Origin of the sequence: Marimonas lutisalis (genome assembly GCF_005434965.1) — a bacterium.
GTDB classification, from domain to species: Bacteria; Pseudomonadota; Alphaproteobacteria; order Rhodobacterales; family Rhodobacteraceae; genus Marimonas_A; species Marimonas_A lutisalis.
Window position 1 is genome coordinate 196,179 of the sequence record NZ_SKCI01000004.1, and the last position, 17,690, is coordinate 213,868.

The following is a 17,690-nucleotide window of genomic DNA, read 5'->3' on the forward strand; positions in this document are numbered from 1 at the left end:
TCAGGGCCGGCTCACTTGTCCATGAATGTCGAAATTTCGCCCAGCGGCTTCTTCTTCAGCGCCTTTTCCGGAACGGTTGCGTCATCCGCCGGATGGCCGACGGCCACGATCATGATCGGCTTTTCATGCTCCGGCCGGCCGCAGATCTCGGTCAGGAACTTCATCGGGTTCGGCGTGTGCGTCAACGCCGACAGCCCTGCCCGGTGCAACGCCGCGATCAGGAAGCCGCTGGCGATGCCCACGCTTTCAGGCACGTAATAGTGCTTGTAACGGCTGCCATCCTCGCGCAGTCCCCAACGCTGGGCAAAGACGACGATCAGCCAGGGCGCCACCTCCAGGTGCGGTTTTGAAACGCCCGTGCCAATGGGCTCCAGCGCACTCAGCCACTCATCGCCAGCCGCACCCGCATAGAACCGCTCTTCCTCCTTCTCCGCAGCCTCGCGGATCTTCGCCTTCACGCCCGGATCGGCGATCGCAACGAAATGCCAGGGCTGGTGGTTCGCCCCGCTGGGCGCAAGGCCCGCGGTGGCGATGCAATCCTCGATCACCCCGCGCGCCACCGGCCGGGTGGAAAACTCGCGGATCGTGTGCCGCCGGGCCATCTCCGCGCGAAACTCGTGCGCCCGCGCGGCAATCTCGTCATCCGGCCGGTCCACCCAGTCGGGCAGCGGCACCGGTTTGTAATCTTCCGCCATGGCGGTCCCCCTCAGTAAAGCTGCGTGATCCAGGCGATGACCAGTGGCACGGTCAGCACGCTGATCGCCGTCGAAATCAGGATCGAGGCCGACACGCGATGCGGCGCCACCCCGTAATGCTGTGCCAGGATATAGATATTGCCCGCCACCGGAAGCGAGGCACAGGCAATCATCACCGCCGCCGGGAACGGATCGACCGGGAACAGGTAGAGCGCGGCAAAGGCCACGAAAAGCGGATGCAGGATCAACTTGCAGAAGGACAGCCAGCCCGCCACGAACATCCGCTCGGCCGATTTGCTGGCCAGCGACGCGCCAATGGCAAAGAGCGCACCCGGCGTCGCCGCCCCGCCCAGGATACCCACGAAATCGTTCACCGGACCGGGGATCGGAATCTCAAGCCCCGAACACAGCAGGCCCAGCGCCATCGACATGATCATCGGATTCTTCAGCAGGCCCATGCCCACCGTGCCCAGCACCGCCACGCTCATCCGCCCGTCGCGCCCGCCCGTGATCAGGATCACGATCAGCGAGCCAAAAACGATCAGGTCCATCGCCAGCACCATCATCACCGGTCCGATCGCCGCTTCGCCCAGCAGCAGCGCCAGCATCGGCACGCCCAGGAACCCGGTATTGCCAATGACCGCGCATTGCGCCTCGACCGAAGCTTCCTCGGTCCCCAGCCCCCGCAGATAGGCAATGGCCAGCGCAATCCCGTAAACGAAACCCGACCCCCACAGATACGCGCTGATAAAACGGGTATCGATCAGCTCGCGCAGCGTCAGGTTGGCCGAAAACCGGAAGATCATCGCCGAAAGCGCAAAGTAGAAGACGAACTTGGTCAGGTAGGCGGTGGCTTCCTCGGTAAAGAAGCCGGTCTTGCCCGCGCCGTATCCCACGCCGATCAGCGCGAAAAAAGGGATGGTCTGCAGGAACACCTCAAGCATGAAAATGTCGTATCATGCAGGCGGGCAAGTGCAACGGGGAAACATCTCCGCCCGCATTTTCCCCGCCCTCTCGACAGCCCGGCGGACAGACGCTAGCACATTATGCATCGAATGATCGGGACCGGTGCCATGGATATCCTTCGAAAAATCACAACGCTCTGGGCCATGCTGGCCTTCTTGGTTCTTGCCGCCTGCGCCAGCGCGCCGCAATCGCGCGACGACCAGATTGCCGACCTGGCCCGCGCCATCCAGGCTATGGGCCCGAACATCGAACCGGCCGAGGCCTACCGCGCTGCCGAAATCGCCCATCTCTATCCCCTGCAACTGGCCAGCCAATGGCAGGTCTCGGATTCGCCGCTCTTGCACAACACCAAGGTCAACATGGGCCTGCGCCCGCGTGGGCTCTGCTGGCACTGGGCCGAGGCGATGGAACGCCGCCTGCAGCAAGAGCAGTTCGAAACCCTGTCGATCCACCGCGCGATTGCCAATTCCGACAACCCGCTGCGCATCGACCACTCCACCGCGATCATCTCGTCCATGGGCGAAGGCATGTACCAGGGTATCGTGCTCGATCCGTGGCGCGCAGGCTATGGACGCCTGACATGGACGCCCACGCGCACCGATCCCGACTACGCATGGAAACCCCGTCTCGAAGTGCTGGCGACGAAACGCGAACGCGCCCGCCGCCGCGCGCGCAACTGACGCTAGCCGCTGCCGATCAGCACACCGGCAGCAAAGACGAGCGCACCGCCCAGAACCACCTGGAACGCGGCGCGCATGAACGGCGTCTGCATGTATTTCTTCTGGATCCAGGCGATCGCCCACAGCTCGACGAACACCACGATGATGGCAATCACCGTCGCGGTCCAGAAATCGGGGATCAGGTAGGGCAGCGCATGGCCCAGCCCGCCTACGGTCGTCATCACCCCGCTGGCAATCCCCCGCTTGAGCGGGCTGCCCCGGCCCGAAATCTCGCCGTCGTCGCTGGCCGCTTCGGTGAAGCCCATCGAGATACCCGCGCCCACCGACGCCGCCAGCCCCACCAGGAAAGTGGTCCAGGTATCCTGCGTGGCGAAAGCGGTGGCAAAGATCGGCGCCAGCGTCGAGACCGAGCCATCCATCAATCCCGCCAGGCCGGGCTGCACCCAGGTCAGCACGAATTGCCGGTGCGCCATGCGCGCCTCTTCTTCCCGCGCGTCCTCCGGCAGGTGCTCTCTCTCCAGCCGTTCGGCGGTATGTTGATGACCCGCTTCCGCCGCGGCCAGATCGCCCAGCAGTTTGCGCGTCGCGGCATCCTCGGTCCTCTTGGCGGCCGCCAGGTAGAACCGCTCGGCATCGCGCTCCATCGCCTCGGCCTCTTCGCGGATCCGCTCCAGGCCGAGGTTTTCGATCAGCCAGACGGGCCGACGCGCGTAATAGCCCGCGACATGTTCGCGCCGGATCAGCGGAATCGTATCGCCAAAGCGCCGCTTGAACACGTCGATCAGGCGCTGGCGGTGGCCATCCTCTTCCTTGGCCATACCCTCGAACACCTTGGCCGAATCCGGGAAATCCGCGCGCAGACGCTCGGCATAGGTCCGATAAATCTGCGCGTCGTCCTCTTCCGACGAAATCGCGAGCGCCAGGATTTCCTGCTCGCTCAGGTCCGAAAAATGGCGGCGTTGGGTAAAGAAACGCATCTTGTCCCCCGTTATGGAATTGCCCCAAGCCTATGGGCCGCGCCGATCCGAGACAAGCGACAGATTGCCCCTGGCGCACTGCGGCCTTGTCGCAACTGAACTGTGCGGTTTAGTATTCCAAGGTCCGAAGGGAGGGGCGACATGAACGCGCGGACCGAGATCAAGCGAACCGGCCGGAAATTCGACCAGGTGCTCGAAGGCGCCCGCAAGGTCTTTCTTGCCGACGGCTTCGAAGGCGCCAGCGTCGATGACATCGCCCGCGCCTCGGGCGTCTCCAAGGCCACGCTCTACAGTTATTTCCCGGACAAGGCGCTGCTCTTCATGGAGGTGGCCCGGGCCGAGTGTGACCGCATGGCCGTCGCCGCGCGCCAGGAAATCGACATGGATGCCCCCATCCGCGAGGTGCTGACCATGGTCGCCGGCCAGCTGGCGCGCTTCCTTCTGTCGGATTTTTCCCAGCAGATGTTCCGCATCTGCGTGTCCGAGCGTGACCGCTTTCCCGAACTTGCACGCGCCTATTACGAAAGCGGCCCGGAAATGGGCCGCAAGCAGCTGGAAGCCGGATTTCAGGACGCGGTGGCGCGCGGCGAACTCAGGATCGAGAACCCAACGCTCGCCGCCGAGCAATTCGCCGACCTGGCCAAATCGCGCCTCTGGCTGCGCGCCGTTTTCGGCGTGCAATCGCAGTTCTCAGAAGACGAGATCGCCGAAGTCGCCCGCGAGGCCGTCGATACGTTCCTTGCCCGCTACGGCGCCTGATCCAGCTGGTTCAGCCATTCCCCGGCAAATCGCTCAAACCGCCGCCAGCCCTGCGAACTGCCGCCATAGACCTTGCGCCGCACCTGCCCCGATGATGCCGTGAGCACCGCTCGCCGGGATTTCTCCGGGCTCAGGCAGGCCGGGTCCCATTCCAGCCCCAGCGCGCGCAGAAACGCCCGCGTCTGCGCCTCCTGGTCGGCCACCAGCGCATCGTAGTCCAGCGTGACGATCCGCCCGGGAAACCGCGCCTCCCAGAACGCCATCAGGTCACGATAGAGCGCATGATAACGCACCAGGTCTTCGGGATCATAGGCAAAGGCGTTGCCCGCGCTCGAGAAATTGTGCCGAAAGATCGACCAGCACGTCGCGCGCGCATCGCGGGTGACATGCACGATACGCGCCCGTGGCATCGACAGCACGACATGCCCGATAAAGCGGAAGTTCAGCGGCATCTTGTCCGTCACATGGCGCGCTGCCTGCGCCACGGGCGGTAGCGCCTGCATATAGTCGCGTGCCAGCGCGGCGGGTTTCTCCGCTACGGGCAGGTCCGGGTTCAGCCAGTTGCGCCGCACCGCATGCATCAACGTGTCCAGCTCGCCCAGCGCGGTGACATCTGCGTGCCGCGACAGGATCGTTTCGGTCAGCGTCGTGCCCGAGCGCGGCAGGCCGGTGATGAAGATCGGCACCGGCCCCGCGGCGTCACCCGCCGGCTCTGCCGCTCTGGCGTCGGCGAACTCCCGTTTCAGTGCGGCGAACATGCGCGCATCATTTTCCGGGTCATACCGCAGGCCGGCCCGCCGCATCCGGTTTGCCTGCAACAATGCTTCATAGGCCGCCGCGTCGTCGCCCGCCTCTTCCTCGGTCCGCGCCAGCGTGAACATCACCGAGGCGCGTTTCGACCGATCGCCCCCTTCATCCTGCGCCATCCGCCGCAGTGCCTTGGGAATTTCCGGGGCATTGGCCACCGAAAACCACGTCGCGTAGTTGACCAGCGGCGCATGGTTGCCCGGATCTGCCCGGATCGCCGCGCGCAACGCGTCCCTGGCGGCGTCCACTTCGCCCAGCGCCGACAGGATCACGGCCCGCGTGTTCAATATCTCCGCATCTTGCGGCCATCGCTCACCCGCCGCCCGCAAGCTCTCCAGCGCCGCTTCGGTGGCACCATTTTTTTGCTCCAGCCGCGCCCGGGCGGCGTGGTGGCCAGGATTGTCCGGGGCGATCGCGCAGGCCAGGCCAAAGGCCCGCCGCGCCTCGGCCATCATCCCGGCCAGTTCGAAGGCCCGGCCCAGGTTGGCCATGTAATCCGCCTCATCCGGAGCCAGCCGGACCGCCTCCGAAAGGATGGTCAGCGCCTGTGGAAACCGCCCCGTCGCCAACAGCGCCATGCCCATCCCGTTGCAGGCCGATGCGTCTTCCGGCGCGGTGCGCAGCCGTTCGGAAAACCATGCCACCGCCTCCTCCGGCCTGTCGCGCTCCAGGAGCAGCGCCGCCAGCCGCCGCGCAGGGTCTCCACCCGGCGCATCGGCCTTAACCGCCCTGCGCAGCAACGCCTCGGCCTCGCTCCAATGGCCCAGTTTGCGCGCCGCCATCCCGGCCAGCGCCAGCAATCCGGCGTGATCCGGCATCTGCCGCAACGCCTGCTTCGCGCGGTAAAGCGCCTTGCGCCAGGCGCCACGATCGTAAAGCTTTTTAATTCCGTCCAGGTCGGGCGCCCGGTATCGGGTCACGGGCAGTGCGGCTTGGCGTGGCATGGCGTCCCCATCCGGAAAAGGTTCCGCCCCAGCATTGTCCAGAGGGGCAAAGAATCCGTTACCGCCACCACGTTTTTGCCGCCGACGCGCCCCGGCTCAATCGATGCGCCGCACTTCCAGCTGGTTGCCAGCACCGCGGCGGGTCTCGAAGATCTTCAGCTCTGTGACGAGATCGCTCAGCTTCTTCTTGCCATAGCTGCGGGTATCGAAATCGGGATGCGCGGCCAGGATCATCTGGCCCAACCGGCCCAGGTTGTACCAGTCCTCTTCCTGGTCGATACTGTCCATCGCCTTCAGGATCAGGTCGCGCGCCTCGGTCAGCCTGCCGCCGGCCGCGGGCTTTGCGCCGCCCCCGGCCTTGCCGCCCGCAACCGTCTCGGCCCCTTCCAGGTTCTCCAGGAAGATGAACCGTTTGCAGGCCTTGCGAAACGCCTCGGGCGTCTTGCGCGCTCCTATGCCGTAAACATCCAGTCCCTGCTCGCGCACCCGGCTGGCCAGCCGGGTGAAATCGCTGTCCGAACTGACCAGCACGAAGCCGTCGAACCGGCCCGAATGCATCAGGTCCATGGCGTCGATCACCAGCGCGATATCGCTGGCGTTCTTGCCCACGGTGTTGGCCGGCTGGTGATGCGGCACAAGGCCGAACTCGGCCTGCACCTTGTTCCAGCCGCTCATCTGCTGGCTTGAGAAATCGCCATAGACGCGGCGCACGCTGGCCTCGCCCATACCGGCGATCTCGTCGAAGATCGCCTTGGTCCATTTGGGCGAGGTGTTGTCGGCATCGATCAGCACCGCCAGAAGCGGGGTCGCATCGCTCATGTGGTTTCCTTTCCCGACAACCCTACGCCGCGTCCGCGCCGGGCGAAACCCCTTGCCTTGGCCGCATGGCCTGCCCCAGTCTGGCAGGTAAAAGGAGACCGCCATGCATTACGCGCCCCAATCCGAAGACTGCCCGCTGCCGTTTTCGCCGTTCAAATCCTGCACCGTACCGCGGCCGATCGGCTGGCTATCGACCATTTCCACCGACGGCGTGCCCAACCTTGCGCCATATTCCCAATGGCAGAACCTCACCTTCGATCCGCCGATGGTGATGTTCGCCGCCAACCAGCTGTCGGATGGCACGCGCAAGCACACGGTGGTGAACGCCGAGCAGACCGGCTGGTTCGTGTGGAACATGGCCACCTATGACCTGCGCGAGGCGGTCAATATCTCGGCCATGGAACTGCCTGCCGATGTGGATGAATTCGACCGCGCGGGCGTGACCAGGGCCGCCTGCATCGACGCTCCCGCCCCCCGCGTGGCCGAAAGCCCCGCGCATTTCGAATGCCGCTACCTCTCGACCCATCGCCTGCGCGGGCATTCGAACCACGGCTGGGTCGATGTGGTTTATGGCGAGGTCATGCGCATCCACGTCAACGACGACGTTGTCACCGCCGAAGGCAAGCTGGATATCCCCCGCATCCGTCCGCTCGCGCGGCTGGGATATTATGACTACACCTCGGTGACCGAGGTGTTCGAGATGAAGATCCCCTCAGACAACCCGGCCACGCTGGTGGGGCTGGAGGGCAAATCGAGCTGAGGGTTTGCGCCGCGCGCCGCGCGTCGCCGGGGGGCCTCGCTCCGCTCGGCCGAAAGGGGGCGTTGCCCCCTCTGGCTTCGCCATTCACCCCCAAGGTATTTGGGGTCAGATGAATCCGGGGATCGAGCCCGCCTTCATCTGACCGGGCCTGTCATGCGGCCCGGGGCGCAGCGCCCCATCGCCTGCGTCAGTACACCACGACCGAGCGGATCGATTCACCCCGGTGCATCAGGTCGAAGCCGTTGTTGATATCCTCGAGCCCCATCGTGTGGGTGATCATCGGGTCGATCGCGATCTTGCCGTCCATGTACCAGTCGACGATCCTGGGCACATCGGTGCGGCCGCGTGCGCCGCCGAAGGCGGTGCCTTTCCACACCCGGCCCGTGACCAGCTGGAAGGGCCGCGTTGAGATCTCGGCGCCGGCCGGGGCCACGCCGATGATGATGCTTTCGCCCCAGCCCTTGTGGGCGCATTCCAGCGCGGTGCGCATCACATCGACATTGCCGGTCGCATCGAAGGAATAGTCCGCGCCGCCCCCGGTCAGCTCGACCAGGTGACCCACGAGATCACCCTTCACATCCTTCGGGTTGACGAAATCGGTCATGCCGAAATGCCGCGCCATCTGGCTTTTCGAGTCGTTGATATCGACGCCGACGATCTGGTCGGCGCCGGCAAGCCGCAGCCCCTGGATCACGTTGAGGCCGATGCCCCCCAGCCCGAAGACGACCGCGCGGCAGCCGATCTCGGCCTTGGCGGTGTTGATCACCGCGCCAATGCCGGTGGTCACGCCGCAACCGATATAACAGATCTTGTCGAACGGCGCGTCCTTGCGCACCTTGGCCAGCGCGATTTCGGGCAGGACCGTGTGGTTCGAGAAGGTCGAGCAGCCCATGTAATGCAGGATCGGCGTGCCATCGAGCATCGAGAACCGGCTGGTGCCGTCCGGCATCAGGCCCTGGCCCTGGGTTGTCCGGATCGACTGGCAAAGGTTGGTCTTCGGGTTGAGGCAGTACTCGCATTCGCGGCATTCCGGCGTGTAGAGCGGAATCACGTGGTCGCCCGGCGCGAGCGAGGTTACCCCCGGCCCTACTTCCAGAACCACGCCCGCACCCTCATGCCCCAGGATCGCCGGGAACAGGCCTTCGGGATCGGCGCCCGACAGGGTAAATTCGTCCGTGTGGCAGATTCCCGTCGCCTTGATCTCGACCAGAACCTCGCCGGCCTTGGGACCTTCCAGGTTCACGTCCATGATTTCCAGTGGTTTACCGGCCTCTACGGCCACGGCGGCTCTGGTGCGCATCGCGTCGATCCTCCCTCGCTTGTTCCGCTGCAGACTGCGGCAATACGGCACATAGATCAAGGCAAGTTCATGGGTGGCGGCGATTGCAGAGCATCGTCCCCGTTCGCCGCTGCAATGCCCCAAGGGTGCCACAGAATCGTCACTGTCCGGGCCGAGACTCCTGGGAAATCGGGGAACAGGATGCTGCCATGATCGCTATTCGCGCCGAACAAAGCTGGACGAAACCGCTGTTGCGCCTGCTGGGCCTGGCCATTTTCTTCAATGGCTTCATCGCCGGCGAATTCGTGTTCACGTTCTTCGGGATGCTGATCTTTGCCAGCGCCCAGTTGACCGGCTCCAACGCCGGGTCGGCTGATCGCGTCACTGCTGCGGTCTCGCGCAGCCGCGCCCTGGCCAATCTAGACGCGGAAGACATGCAGCACGCCGGCATGGTTCCCGCCGGAGCCGGGTTTGCTGATGCAACCGCGGACCAGCCCGCACCCGTCGAAACAACGCATGCCTTTCTCGCCGATGCAGGCGGCACGGGCGCCGAAATCGCGGAGATCCCGTCCGAGGCCTCTTTCGATCCGACAGTGGATCACACCCCGCTTCAGGCCGAGGCCGTGCGCCTGCGTCCGGTCGTGCCGCTCAACCGGCATACCGACGTGCACAGCTGGTTGGGTGGCCTTCCGCACCTGCCGTCCGATATCGAATGGCCGGTACTCGACAACAAACCAGCGCTTTTCCTGGCCCAGATCAGCTGTTCACACCTGCCGGCCGGGCTGTGGGGCGGGCGTGGCCCGCACCAGGGCTGGCTCGCGATTTTCATGTCACAGGAACGGCAGGGCCGCCTGGCCGTGGTCCATTCCGAGCGCTTCGGGCCGGAACGCCAGCCGCCCGCAAAACTCGTCTATCCGCGCCCGCGCCTGTCGCGCTCGGACCTGATTGCCGACATCACGGGCAAACCGTCGCTCATGCCACGCTGGCCGATCGACATCCGCCCGGTCGACCCGGATGAAGATGCCCGCCTTGAACGCCGGTTCAAATACACGCGCCCCGACAATCGCGGCGCCCTGCTCGAGTCCGAGCTGGACCTGTCCGATCCGCGTTTCCATCCGTTCGACTGGGTTTCGGCACAGCTGCTGGTCGCGGTGATCCGCACCGATCTGGACTGGCAGCACCAGGTACTCGCAACGCTGAGCGACGCGAACGACAAGAATCCGAAGACCCACGCGTTTCTCCTGTCGCTCGAGGAAACCCGCACCCACCTTGCCGAACTGTCCAGCGAACTGCAGCGTGCCGAAGGCCTTGGCCTGGAGCTCGACCAGGAAATCCTGTCGTTGATGCTGTCGGGCCTCGAAAGCCTGACTTTGGAAAGCTACGAAGTGGCCGCCGACGGTACGCAGGTGCCGGTGATGCGCAGCGTTCTCGAGCATGACCAGATCCTGCACAGCTATTTCCGCTGGCTCGATCGTTATGCGCGGCAGGTCTACGCCGCTGCACCCGATAACCTTCCGCAGCCCCAGCGCCGTATGTTCGAAGAGCTCTGGGCCTGGCACGCGATCCACGAACGCGGCACCATGGGTGGCCCGATCCCCGCCCGCTTCCGCGACGCCGCCGACACCGGTTCGGCGCTGCTCCTGCGCCTGCAAAGCAGCGAACTGATCGGCTGGACCTTCGGCGATACCGACGATCTGGGCATCTTCATCGCCCCCGACGCACTGAGCTCGGGCGAGTTCCGGGCCTGCTTCGGACGGGTTTCCGGCTAGGCGTCAGCCCCGCCCTTGCCTGCCGGGCCTCCTGCCTCCATCATGCGGAAAACCGAAGGAGCCCCAATGCGCACCCCGATCCTGACCGCTCTCGCGGCGAGCCTGTTGCTGCCCGGCTGCATGGCCGAGTCACCGCCCGCAACACAACCGGATGAAACCACCTGCGGCGCCGCGGCGCTGCAATCGGCAATAGGCCAGCCGGTGAACTCGGTCGATCTCACCGGGCATGACCCGCTGCGCATCCTGCCGCCGGGCTCGATCATGACGATGGATTACAACCCGATGCGGCTCAATGTCCTACTCGATGAAAACGGGCTTATCACCAAGGTGCATTGCGGCTAGGCATCACTTGTCGATGCGATAGGGCTTGTGGCACCCGCCGCAGCTCTGGCCCAGCGCGCCCATCCCGGCGCGTACCCCGTCAAGCGAGCCCGCATTGAGAGCCGCGGCCGCATCCTCCATCGCCCGCGCACGGGCGATGAAACCATCCCAATCGGTCCAGATCTCGTCCCGTGCCTCGGATTTCGGATCGGTCTCCCGTGCCTCGAAGGCAGGCGGAATCCGGCCCGCCTGTTCGATCAGGGCCTCGCGCGCCGCGGCGGCGCGGGCCGGGTCGAAAGCGATCTCGCCCTTGGCCATGCCGCCCAGAACGCCGGTTGCATCCTTGATCTCGCCCATCAGGTCCATCCGCGCCTTGACCGCCGGGTTCTTCACCCCGGAATGGGCCAGAACGGCAGTGCCCAACCCGATCGCCGCCATGGCCACCATGCCGATTTTTCGCATCCTGTCCTCCTTTGCGATTTGCATGACCGTGCCCTGCCACGCCCGCCCGCGCAACTGACATGGGCGTGACCGGCTTGCCTTTCGCGCCTCACCCCCTACATATTCGCGAAACCGCAACCGTCCATGGCAGGAAGGGAGACCCGCCTTGGCCCTCGTCTCGCAAAGCACTCTTGCCGATCCGTCCTATCGCGGCGCCGACTGGCATGGCCACGTGCTTGAAGACTTGGCACAGCGCCTGACGCCGCCCTCTGGGTTTCCCTGCACTTTCTCGCAGAACGCCTTCCGCCGCTCGCTCGTTATGTTTTCCTTTGTCGAGGACACGGGCGCGCAAGCGCTGGCCGCCATGCGCGCCGACCTGGCCGAATACGTGGCGCTCAGCCGGCAATGGGACGGGCAGATCAACACAGCGCACCCGCTGGTGATGGCGTTTTCGGCCACGGCCGTTCCGCCCACCGAACTTGCCGGCTACCACGCCTTCGGGTGGGACATGATCCAGAACTGGCACGATCACGATCCCGCCCCCTGGCCCGACGATGTCGCCCGCGATCCGGCCGCACCCTTCTGGTCAATGTGCTTTGCCGGCATGCAACTGTTCATCAACATGTCCGCACCCGCGCATGAGCGCCGCAAAAGCCGCAACCTTGGCCGGCATTTCCTGTTCATCGTGAACCCGCGCGAACGCTTTGACATGGTCGCGGGCGAAACCCCCGAAGGCCGCCGCGTGCGCAGCGTGATCCGCGCCCGGGCCGAGGCCTATGACGGCATGCCCCACGCGCCGGTGCTGGGCAAATACCTCAAGGGCGAACTGGAATGGCCGCAATACGCCCTACCCGACGACAACGACAACTTTCCCGCCACCTGCCCCTTCCGTCCGCGCGGCACCTGATCCGCACGCGCCCTCTCGACTCGCGGCGCGACTCGCGGCAGAATTGGAACAAATCATGAACATGTATTGCTGCCATGCCTGCCCGCCGCATCCTTTCGCTCTGGTTCCCCGCCCTCGGGGCCGAACGGCTCCTGCGCCACGCCGCCACGGCGCATGATCCGACCGTGCCCTTCGCCGTGGTGCGCGATACCGGGCAGATGCAGGTGCTCAGCTCGCTCTCGCCCGCAGCGCGGGATGCCGGGCTGCACACCGGCCAGCCGCTGCGCGATGCCATGGCGATGTGCCCGCAACTGGTGACACGGCTGCGCAACGCCCAGGCCGAGGCGGCGTTCCTGACCACCCTGCGCCGCTGGGCCACGCGGTTTTCGCCCTGGGTGGCCGAAGATGGCGAAGACGGGCTGGTGCTCGATACCACCGGCTGCGCCCATCTCTTCGGCGGCGAAGAGTCGATGCTGAACGAGATCGAGGAAAGCTGCACCGCCCTCGGGCTCAGCCTGCGCGCCGGCCTGGCCGACAGCCGCGGCGCGGCCTGGGCCTTGGCGCGTTTTGCCGGGCAAGGGACAGTATCTCACCGCTCGGGCGACGCCATCGACCAGGAGGCCCGCGCCACCCGCTCGCGCGCGGCCAGGCGCCGCCACTGGACCCGCCGCGGGGGCACCGCGCCCCGTCCAGCCATCCCGGCCGCCCATGCCAGCCACCGCATCGCCGCCCCAGGCCAGACCCGCGCCGCGCTCGCCCCCCTACCGGTGGCGGCGCTGCGGATCGAGCCTGCAACGATCGAACAACTCAACCGCCTCGGGCTGCGCCAGATCGGCGACTTGGCCGGCCAGCCACGCGCCGGGCTTGCCCGCCGCTTCGGCAAGGGGCTGGTGCACCGGCTCGACCAGGCGCTCGGCGCCACCCCCGAACCGGTCTCGCCCGCCCGGCCCGACACACGCTTTGCCACCCGGCTCACCCTCCCCGAGCCGATCGGCCTGATCGACGACATGCTGGCCGCGCTCGACCGGCTCCTGCCCCGGCTGTGTGAAATGCTGGACGAAAAGGGCCATGCCGCCCGCACGGTCGCTCTGCAGGCCTTCCTCAGCGACGGCACGATGCAGGCGGTGCACGTCACGCTGGCCCGCCCCGGCACCGATCCGCACCGCATCCGCCCGCTCCTGGCGATGAAACTCGACGAGATCGAGGCCGGCTTCGGCATCGACATGCTGCGGCTCGAGGCGGTGCAGACCGAACCGGCCGACCGCGTCCATGGCGGCCACGATCACGCCAGCCGCCACAGCCGCAGCCGGCGCGCCAATGGCGCGGCACTCGAAGACCTGATCGGCCGGTTGGGCGCACGCATCGGCATGGAGGCGATCACCCGCCGCCATCCGGGCGACAGCCACCTGCCCGAAAAAGGCGCCCAGGTCCTGGCCGCTGCCTGGTCCGCGCCCTGCGCCGCCTGGCCCGCGCGCCCGGGCCCGCCCCGGCCGCTGCTGCTCTGGCCGCCCGAACCGGTCTTCGCCCCCGACCATCCCAGCCCCGCCGAGCATTTCCGCTGGCGCGGCCAGGAGCATCGCCTCGCTACGGCCCGCGGCCCCGAACGGATTGCCCCGGAATGGTGGCTCGACATGCCCGACTGGCGCACCGGCACCCGCGACTACTGGACCATCACCACGACCGAGGGTCTTCGGCTCTGGCTCTACTTCGCCCATGGCGCCGCCCTCTCGCCGGGCTGGTTCTGTCATGGCAGCTTTGCCTGAGCCCGAGGTTTTGCGCCGCGTGTTCCACGCGCCGCGGCGGGGCGGAGCCTCGGCTGGCGCCTCGGCCCCGCCAGGCCATCATCCGCCTGCCTGATCCTCCACCGCGCCGCCGGCCGACAGGTCAGGCCATTGAGTATTTTTGCCAAGAAAGAGACATGGGCCATCCGATCCTTCGCTCTTTCTTGGTCCAAATACTCAAACTCCGCCCTCTCCACGCGCGCACCCTTTGCCATGGCGCGCCAAGCCCCCCGGCGCACGGGGGTGGGCGGGCGGGCCGTGTGCCGGGGGGCGGCCTACCGCACGCGCGGTTAACTAAAGAAACCGTAAAGATTTGCCGCGCTGCGGCGGTGCACGCATGTCAGCCGGAGGACAGCCGAAGATCACCCCCCGGCTTTCGCCGCGCCGCGGCTGCGTTAACCCGATCGCACGGTGGACAGCCAAGGCTTGATTTCCGCGCATGAAAGGGCGCAGACTGAAAACATGACAATTCAGGATCCAACGCCCTTTCCCGGCCAGACCTCGTCGCAGGTGTCCTTTCACCGCACCGAGCTTAGCGTGATCCTGTCGCTCTATGGCCGCATGGTCGCCGCGGGCGAATGGCGCGATTACGGCATTTCCTGCCTGCGCGATGCCGCAGTCTTTTCCGTCTTCCGGCGCACTGCCGAGCATCCGCTCTACCGCATTGAAAAAAGGCCGAAACTGCGCAACCGGCAGGGCCAGTACTGCGTTGTCGGCATGGATGGGCAGATCCTCAAACGCGGGCACGATCTGCGCACCGTTCTGCGCGTACTCGAGCGCAAGTTGATCCGCCCGGTCGACTGACGCGCACACTATTCACCATTTGGAAAGCCTGGCACTGCAATCTCTGGGCAGTCTTTTGTTGCGCGCTCGTGGGATCGGTCACACGACTTTTTTGAAATCTCCCAATGGCTGATCTGGCCAAAAAAGAAACTTGCCAGTCGCCGCGCGACCTTTAATTTGGCTGCGGTAAACATACGGGAGGAGAAAATGTTCAAGAAAGCCCTTTGCGGCGCGGCGATGCTTGCCGTGCTTGGAACGTCGGCATTTGCGCAAGAGAAGATGCGCATATCGCTACAGCTGCCGCTGACCAGTCACCTCGGCGAAAACCTCGTGCTGTTCGAAAAGGAGGTCGAGGCACGTACGAACGGTGCCATCGATGTCGAGATTTATGACAGTGCCCAGCTCTACAAGGACAAGGAAGTCCCCGCCGCCGTCGGCTCCGGCGCGATCGAGGCGGGCGTCGCCTCGCTCACCCGCTATGTCGGCGATGCGCCGGTGGTCGATGTCTTCTACATGCCGTTCCTCTTCAACACCGAAGAGAAGGTGCGCGCCGCCGTGGCCCCGGGCTCGACCGTGCGCAGCGTGATCGAAGAGGAAGTTGCCAAGACCGGTGGCCAGATCTTGTTCTGGCAGGCCTATGGCGGTGCGATCATGCTGTCCAAAGGCGGCCCGATCAAGACACCCGACGACCTGAAGGGCAAGAAGGTCCGCGTCTTCGGCAAGACCCTGGGCGATTTCGTCTCGGCGGCCGGTGGCGCGCCGACGCTGATCTCGGGCTCCGAACAATACCTCGCCTATCAGCGCGGCACGGTCGACGTGGGCATGACCGGTGTTTCGGGTGTGAAATCGCGCAAGCTGTGGGAGGTGATGGACACAATCACCGTGACCAACCATGCCGATATCGAATTCGTGGTCGTGGTCAACACCGACTGGTGGAACGGCCTCTCGGAGGAAGTGCGCGGACAGATCACCGAGGCTGCCAACGTAGCCCAGGACAACGTACGTGACCGCATGTCCCAGATCGAAGCCGACGCCTATGCAGCGGCCAAGGAAAACGGCATGACTGTGGTCGAGCTCAGCGACGAAGACCTTGCCGCGTGGAAGGCCGTGGCCCAGCCCGTCTATGACGCCTATCTCTCGGCCGCGGGCGACGCGGGCAAGAAGATTCTCGACGCCGTCGGCGGCGGGTCCTGATCCTCGGCCTGAAAGGATTGCGGGCGGTGCGCTTTCACCGCCCGCATATTGTGGAAAATGTCCCTGATCAACCTGATCTCACGCCTGGCCGGCATCACGGGCGCCGGCTTGCTGGCCCTGACGGGCCTGATGCTGACCTATGAGGTGATTGCCCGCTATTTCTTCATCCGCCCGACAATCTGGGCGGCCGAGCTCAGCCAACTCTGCCTGATATGGGGCTGCCTGCTGGCCATGGCGCATGTGCTGACGCTGCGCCAACATATCACGGTGAACGCGCTCACCAATCTCTTGCCGCTGCGTGCGCAAAAGTTCTGCGCGGGACTCGCGCTTTTGTTCATCATCGGGTTTTCGGCAATTGTCACCATCTGGGGCTGGGACATCTTCCACGACAGTTTCGTGCGTGGACGCACCACCGGGTCGCTCCTGAACCTGCCGGTCTGGATCGCCGAGTTGTCGGTGCCCGTGGGCTTCGCGCTCCTGGCGCTGCAGGCCGTGGTTGAACTGGTCCGCCTGCCCGCCACCGCGCATGCAAGCCTCGGGAGCAGCCACGAATGACCATTCTGTTAATCCTCGCGGCGCTCTTCGCACTTTTGTTGCTGGGCGTACCGGTCGCCTTTGCCCTGGGTGGCATCGGCCTGGGCATGCTCATGTTAGGTGGGTTTTCGCCACTGATGGCGCCGCAGGCCATACTGTCTACGCTGGATGGGTTCATCCTGCTCGCCGTGCCGCTGTTCCTGCTGATGTCGAATGTGCTGCTCAAAGGAGGCGTGGGGCGCGATCTCTTTGCCGCGGTTCAGGCCTGGGTCGGGCATTGGCCCGGTGGCCTTGCGGTTGCCACGATCCTAAGCTGCGCGCTTTTCGCCGCGATCTCGGGCTCGTCCGTGGCGACGGCCGCGACCATCGGCACGGTCGCCATCCCCGAGATGATTTCGCGCGGGTACGAGCGGCGCTTCGTCTATGGCCTGCTGGCCGCGGGCGGCACACTGGGCATCCTGATCCCGCCGTCGATTCCGATGATCGTCTACGGTTTCGTCACCGAGCAGTCGGTGATCGCGCTGTTTCTCGCAGGTGTGGGCCCGGGGCTTTTGCTGGTGGTTCTTTTCGTAATATTCGCGATGCTGCATGCCCGCCTGTCGGGCGCATATACACCTGTCGCGCGCGCAGATTGGTCCGAACGCCTTCAGGCCACCGGCCGCGCCATGCCTTCCATCGCACTGGCCCTGCTTGTCGTTGTCGGGCTCTACTCGGGCGCCTTCACCCCGACCGAGGCCGGCGCCGTCGGGTTCAGCGCCGCGCTTGCCATCACGGCGCTGTGGCTGCGCACCCTGACTTGGGCCGCCCTTTGGGAAGCGATCCGGGATTCAGCAATCACCACTACGGCGATCCTGCTGATCGTCGCGGGCGCCAAGGTCTTCGGCAAGGCAATCGCTCTCTATCGGATTCCGCAGGACATCTCGGCCTTCATCGCCGCCACGATCGACGGGCCAATCATGTTCCTCTTGGTGGTTTCGATCGTGCTGCTGCTCATGGGGCTGGTGTTCGAAACCCTGTCGATGATCCTGATCATGACCCCGGTCCTGCTGCCCGCTGCGATGGGCCTGGGGTTCGATCCGATCTGGTTCGGCATCTACATGGTGATCATGGTGGAATGCGCCCTGATCACCCCGCCTGTGGGCCTGAACCTCTACGTTATCCAGTCGGTTGCTCGCGCCTCGCTTTCCGATGTGGCACGCGGCGTCACGCCGTTTCTCGTCCTGATGCTGGTCACCGTTGGCCTGCTCTACCTCGTGCCCGACCTGGCCCTCTACATCCCGTTCAAATGGTGATCT

General features: G+C 65.4%; 18 protein-coding genes. 11 read left to right on the top strand and 7 right to left on the bottom strand.

Annotation, left to right across the window (positions count from 1 at the left end):
• Positions 1-11: 11 nt before the first annotated feature.
• Positions 12-695, bottom strand: a complete 684-nt coding sequence (locus E0501_RS16840; RefSeq protein ID WP_137702566.1) for a nitroreductase family protein — start codon at positions 693-695, stop codon at positions 12-14.
• Positions 696-706: 11 nt separating this feature from the next.
• The gene (locus E0501_RS16845) at positions 707-1,639 is read right to left on the bottom strand and encodes an AEC family transporter (RefSeq protein WP_137702567.1); all 933 of its coding nucleotides are present in this window, start codon (positions 1,637-1,639) and stop codon (positions 707-709) included.
• 129 nt (positions 1,640-1,768) lie between these two features.
• On the opposite strand from E0501_RS16845, the gene E0501_RS16850 reads away from it, so the two are divergent.
• Positions 1,769-2,341: a hypothetical protein gene (locus tag E0501_RS16850; RefSeq protein WP_137702568.1), complete on the top strand. Its 573-nt coding sequence runs from the start codon at positions 1,769-1,771 to the stop codon at positions 2,339-2,341.
• Positions 2,342-2,343: 2 nt separating this feature from the next.
• Here the strand turns inward: E0501_RS16850 and mbfA are convergent, their stop codons facing one another.
• Positions 2,344-3,318 (bottom strand): iron exporter MbfA, encoded by a 975-nt coding sequence (gene mbfA / locus E0501_RS16855; protein ID WP_137702569.1) that lies wholly within the window; start codon positions 3,316-3,318, stop codon positions 2,344-2,346.
• A gap of 141 nt (positions 3,319-3,459) precedes the next feature.
• On the opposite strand from mbfA, the gene E0501_RS16860 reads away from it, so the two are divergent.
• Positions 3,460-4,077 (top strand): TetR/AcrR family transcriptional regulator, encoded by a 618-nt coding sequence (locus tag E0501_RS16860; RefSeq protein WP_137702570.1) that lies wholly within the window; start codon positions 3,460-3,462, stop codon positions 4,075-4,077.
• Here E0501_RS16860 and E0501_RS16865 read toward each other — a convergent pair.
• Entirely contained in the window at positions 4,065-5,828 is a 1,764-nt protein-coding gene (locus E0501_RS16865; RefSeq protein WP_137702571.1) for a tetratricopeptide repeat-containing sulfotransferase family protein, read from the bottom strand. The genes E0501_RS16860 and E0501_RS16865 overlap by 13 nt on opposite strands.
• Before the next feature lie 96 nt (positions 5,829-5,924).
• The gene (locus tag E0501_RS16870; RefSeq protein WP_137702572.1) at positions 5,925-6,647 is read right to left on the bottom strand and encodes an NYN domain-containing protein; all 723 of its coding nucleotides are present in this window, start codon (positions 6,645-6,647) and stop codon (positions 5,925-5,927) included.
• A gap of 103 nt (positions 6,648-6,750) precedes the next feature.
• Between E0501_RS16870 and E0501_RS16875 the strand changes: the two genes are divergently transcribed.
• On the top strand, positions 6,751-7,407 hold the full coding sequence (locus tag E0501_RS16875) for a flavin reductase family protein (protein WP_137702573.1): 657 nt from the start codon (positions 6,751-6,753) through the stop codon (positions 7,405-7,407).
• 187 nt (positions 7,408-7,594) lie between these two features.
• On the opposite strand, the gene E0501_RS16880 is transcribed toward E0501_RS16875, so the two are convergent.
• A complete protein-coding gene (locus E0501_RS16880; protein ID WP_137702574.1) occupies positions 7,595-8,707 on the bottom strand; it encodes an S-(hydroxymethyl)glutathione dehydrogenase/class III alcohol dehydrogenase in 1,113 nt (370 codons plus the stop codon).
• A 188-nt stretch (positions 8,708-8,895) separates the two neighbouring features.
• On the opposite strand from E0501_RS16880, the gene E0501_RS16885 reads away from it, so the two are divergent.
• Both E0501_RS16885 and E0501_RS16890 read left to right on the top strand, forming a co-directional pair.
• Positions 8,896-10,455, top strand: a complete 1,560-nt coding sequence (locus E0501_RS16885) for a DUF1963 domain-containing protein (protein ID WP_137702575.1) — start codon at positions 8,896-8,898, stop codon at positions 10,453-10,455.
• Positions 10,456-10,521: 66 nt separating this feature from the next.
• Entirely contained in the window at positions 10,522-10,797 is a 276-nt protein-coding gene (locus E0501_RS16890) for an I78 family peptidase inhibitor (protein ID WP_137702576.1), read from the top strand.
• Between the two features lie 3 nt (positions 10,798-10,800).
• Here the strand turns inward: E0501_RS16890 and E0501_RS16895 are convergent, their stop codons facing one another.
• Complete coding sequence (locus E0501_RS16895) at positions 10,801-11,238, bottom strand: c-type cytochrome (RefSeq protein WP_161594648.1); 438 nt, start codon at positions 11,236-11,238, stop codon at positions 10,801-10,803.
• Positions 11,239-11,383: 145 nt separating this feature from the next.
• Between E0501_RS16895 and E0501_RS16900 the strand changes: the two genes are divergently transcribed.
• The 6 genes from E0501_RS16900 to E0501_RS16925 all read left to right on the top strand — a co-directional run bounded on the left by E0501_RS16900 (position 11,384) and on the right by E0501_RS16925 (position 17,687).
• Entirely contained in the window at positions 11,384-12,124 is a 741-nt protein-coding gene (locus E0501_RS16900; protein WP_137702578.1) for a YqcI/YcgG family protein, read from the top strand.
• Positions 12,125-12,198: 74 nt separating this feature from the next.
• Positions 12,199-13,866 (top strand): Y-family DNA polymerase, encoded by a 1,668-nt coding sequence (locus E0501_RS16905; RefSeq protein WP_137702579.1) that lies wholly within the window; start codon positions 12,199-12,201, stop codon positions 13,864-13,866.
• A 480-nt stretch (positions 13,867-14,346) separates the two neighbouring features.
• Positions 14,347-14,688, top strand: a complete 342-nt coding sequence (locus E0501_RS16910; RefSeq protein ID WP_137702580.1) for a DUF2794 domain-containing protein — start codon at positions 14,347-14,349, stop codon at positions 14,686-14,688.
• Positions 14,689-14,874: 186 nt separating this feature from the next.
• Positions 14,875-15,861, top strand: coding sequence for a TRAP transporter substrate-binding protein (locus tag E0501_RS16915; RefSeq protein WP_137702581.1), 987 nt, complete (start codon positions 14,875-14,877; stop codon positions 15,859-15,861).
• A 57-nt stretch (positions 15,862-15,918) separates the two neighbouring features.
• Positions 15,919-16,416 (top strand): TRAP transporter small permease, encoded by a 498-nt coding sequence (locus E0501_RS16920; RefSeq protein ID WP_137702582.1) that lies wholly within the window; start codon positions 15,919-15,921, stop codon positions 16,414-16,416.
• Positions 16,413-17,687: a TRAP transporter large permease gene (locus E0501_RS16925; protein WP_137702583.1), complete on the top strand. Its 1,275-nt coding sequence runs from the start codon at positions 16,413-16,415 to the stop codon at positions 17,685-17,687. The genes E0501_RS16920 and E0501_RS16925 overlap by 4 nt, the downstream gene beginning before the upstream one ends.
• Positions 17,688-17,690: the final 3 nt, after the last annotated feature.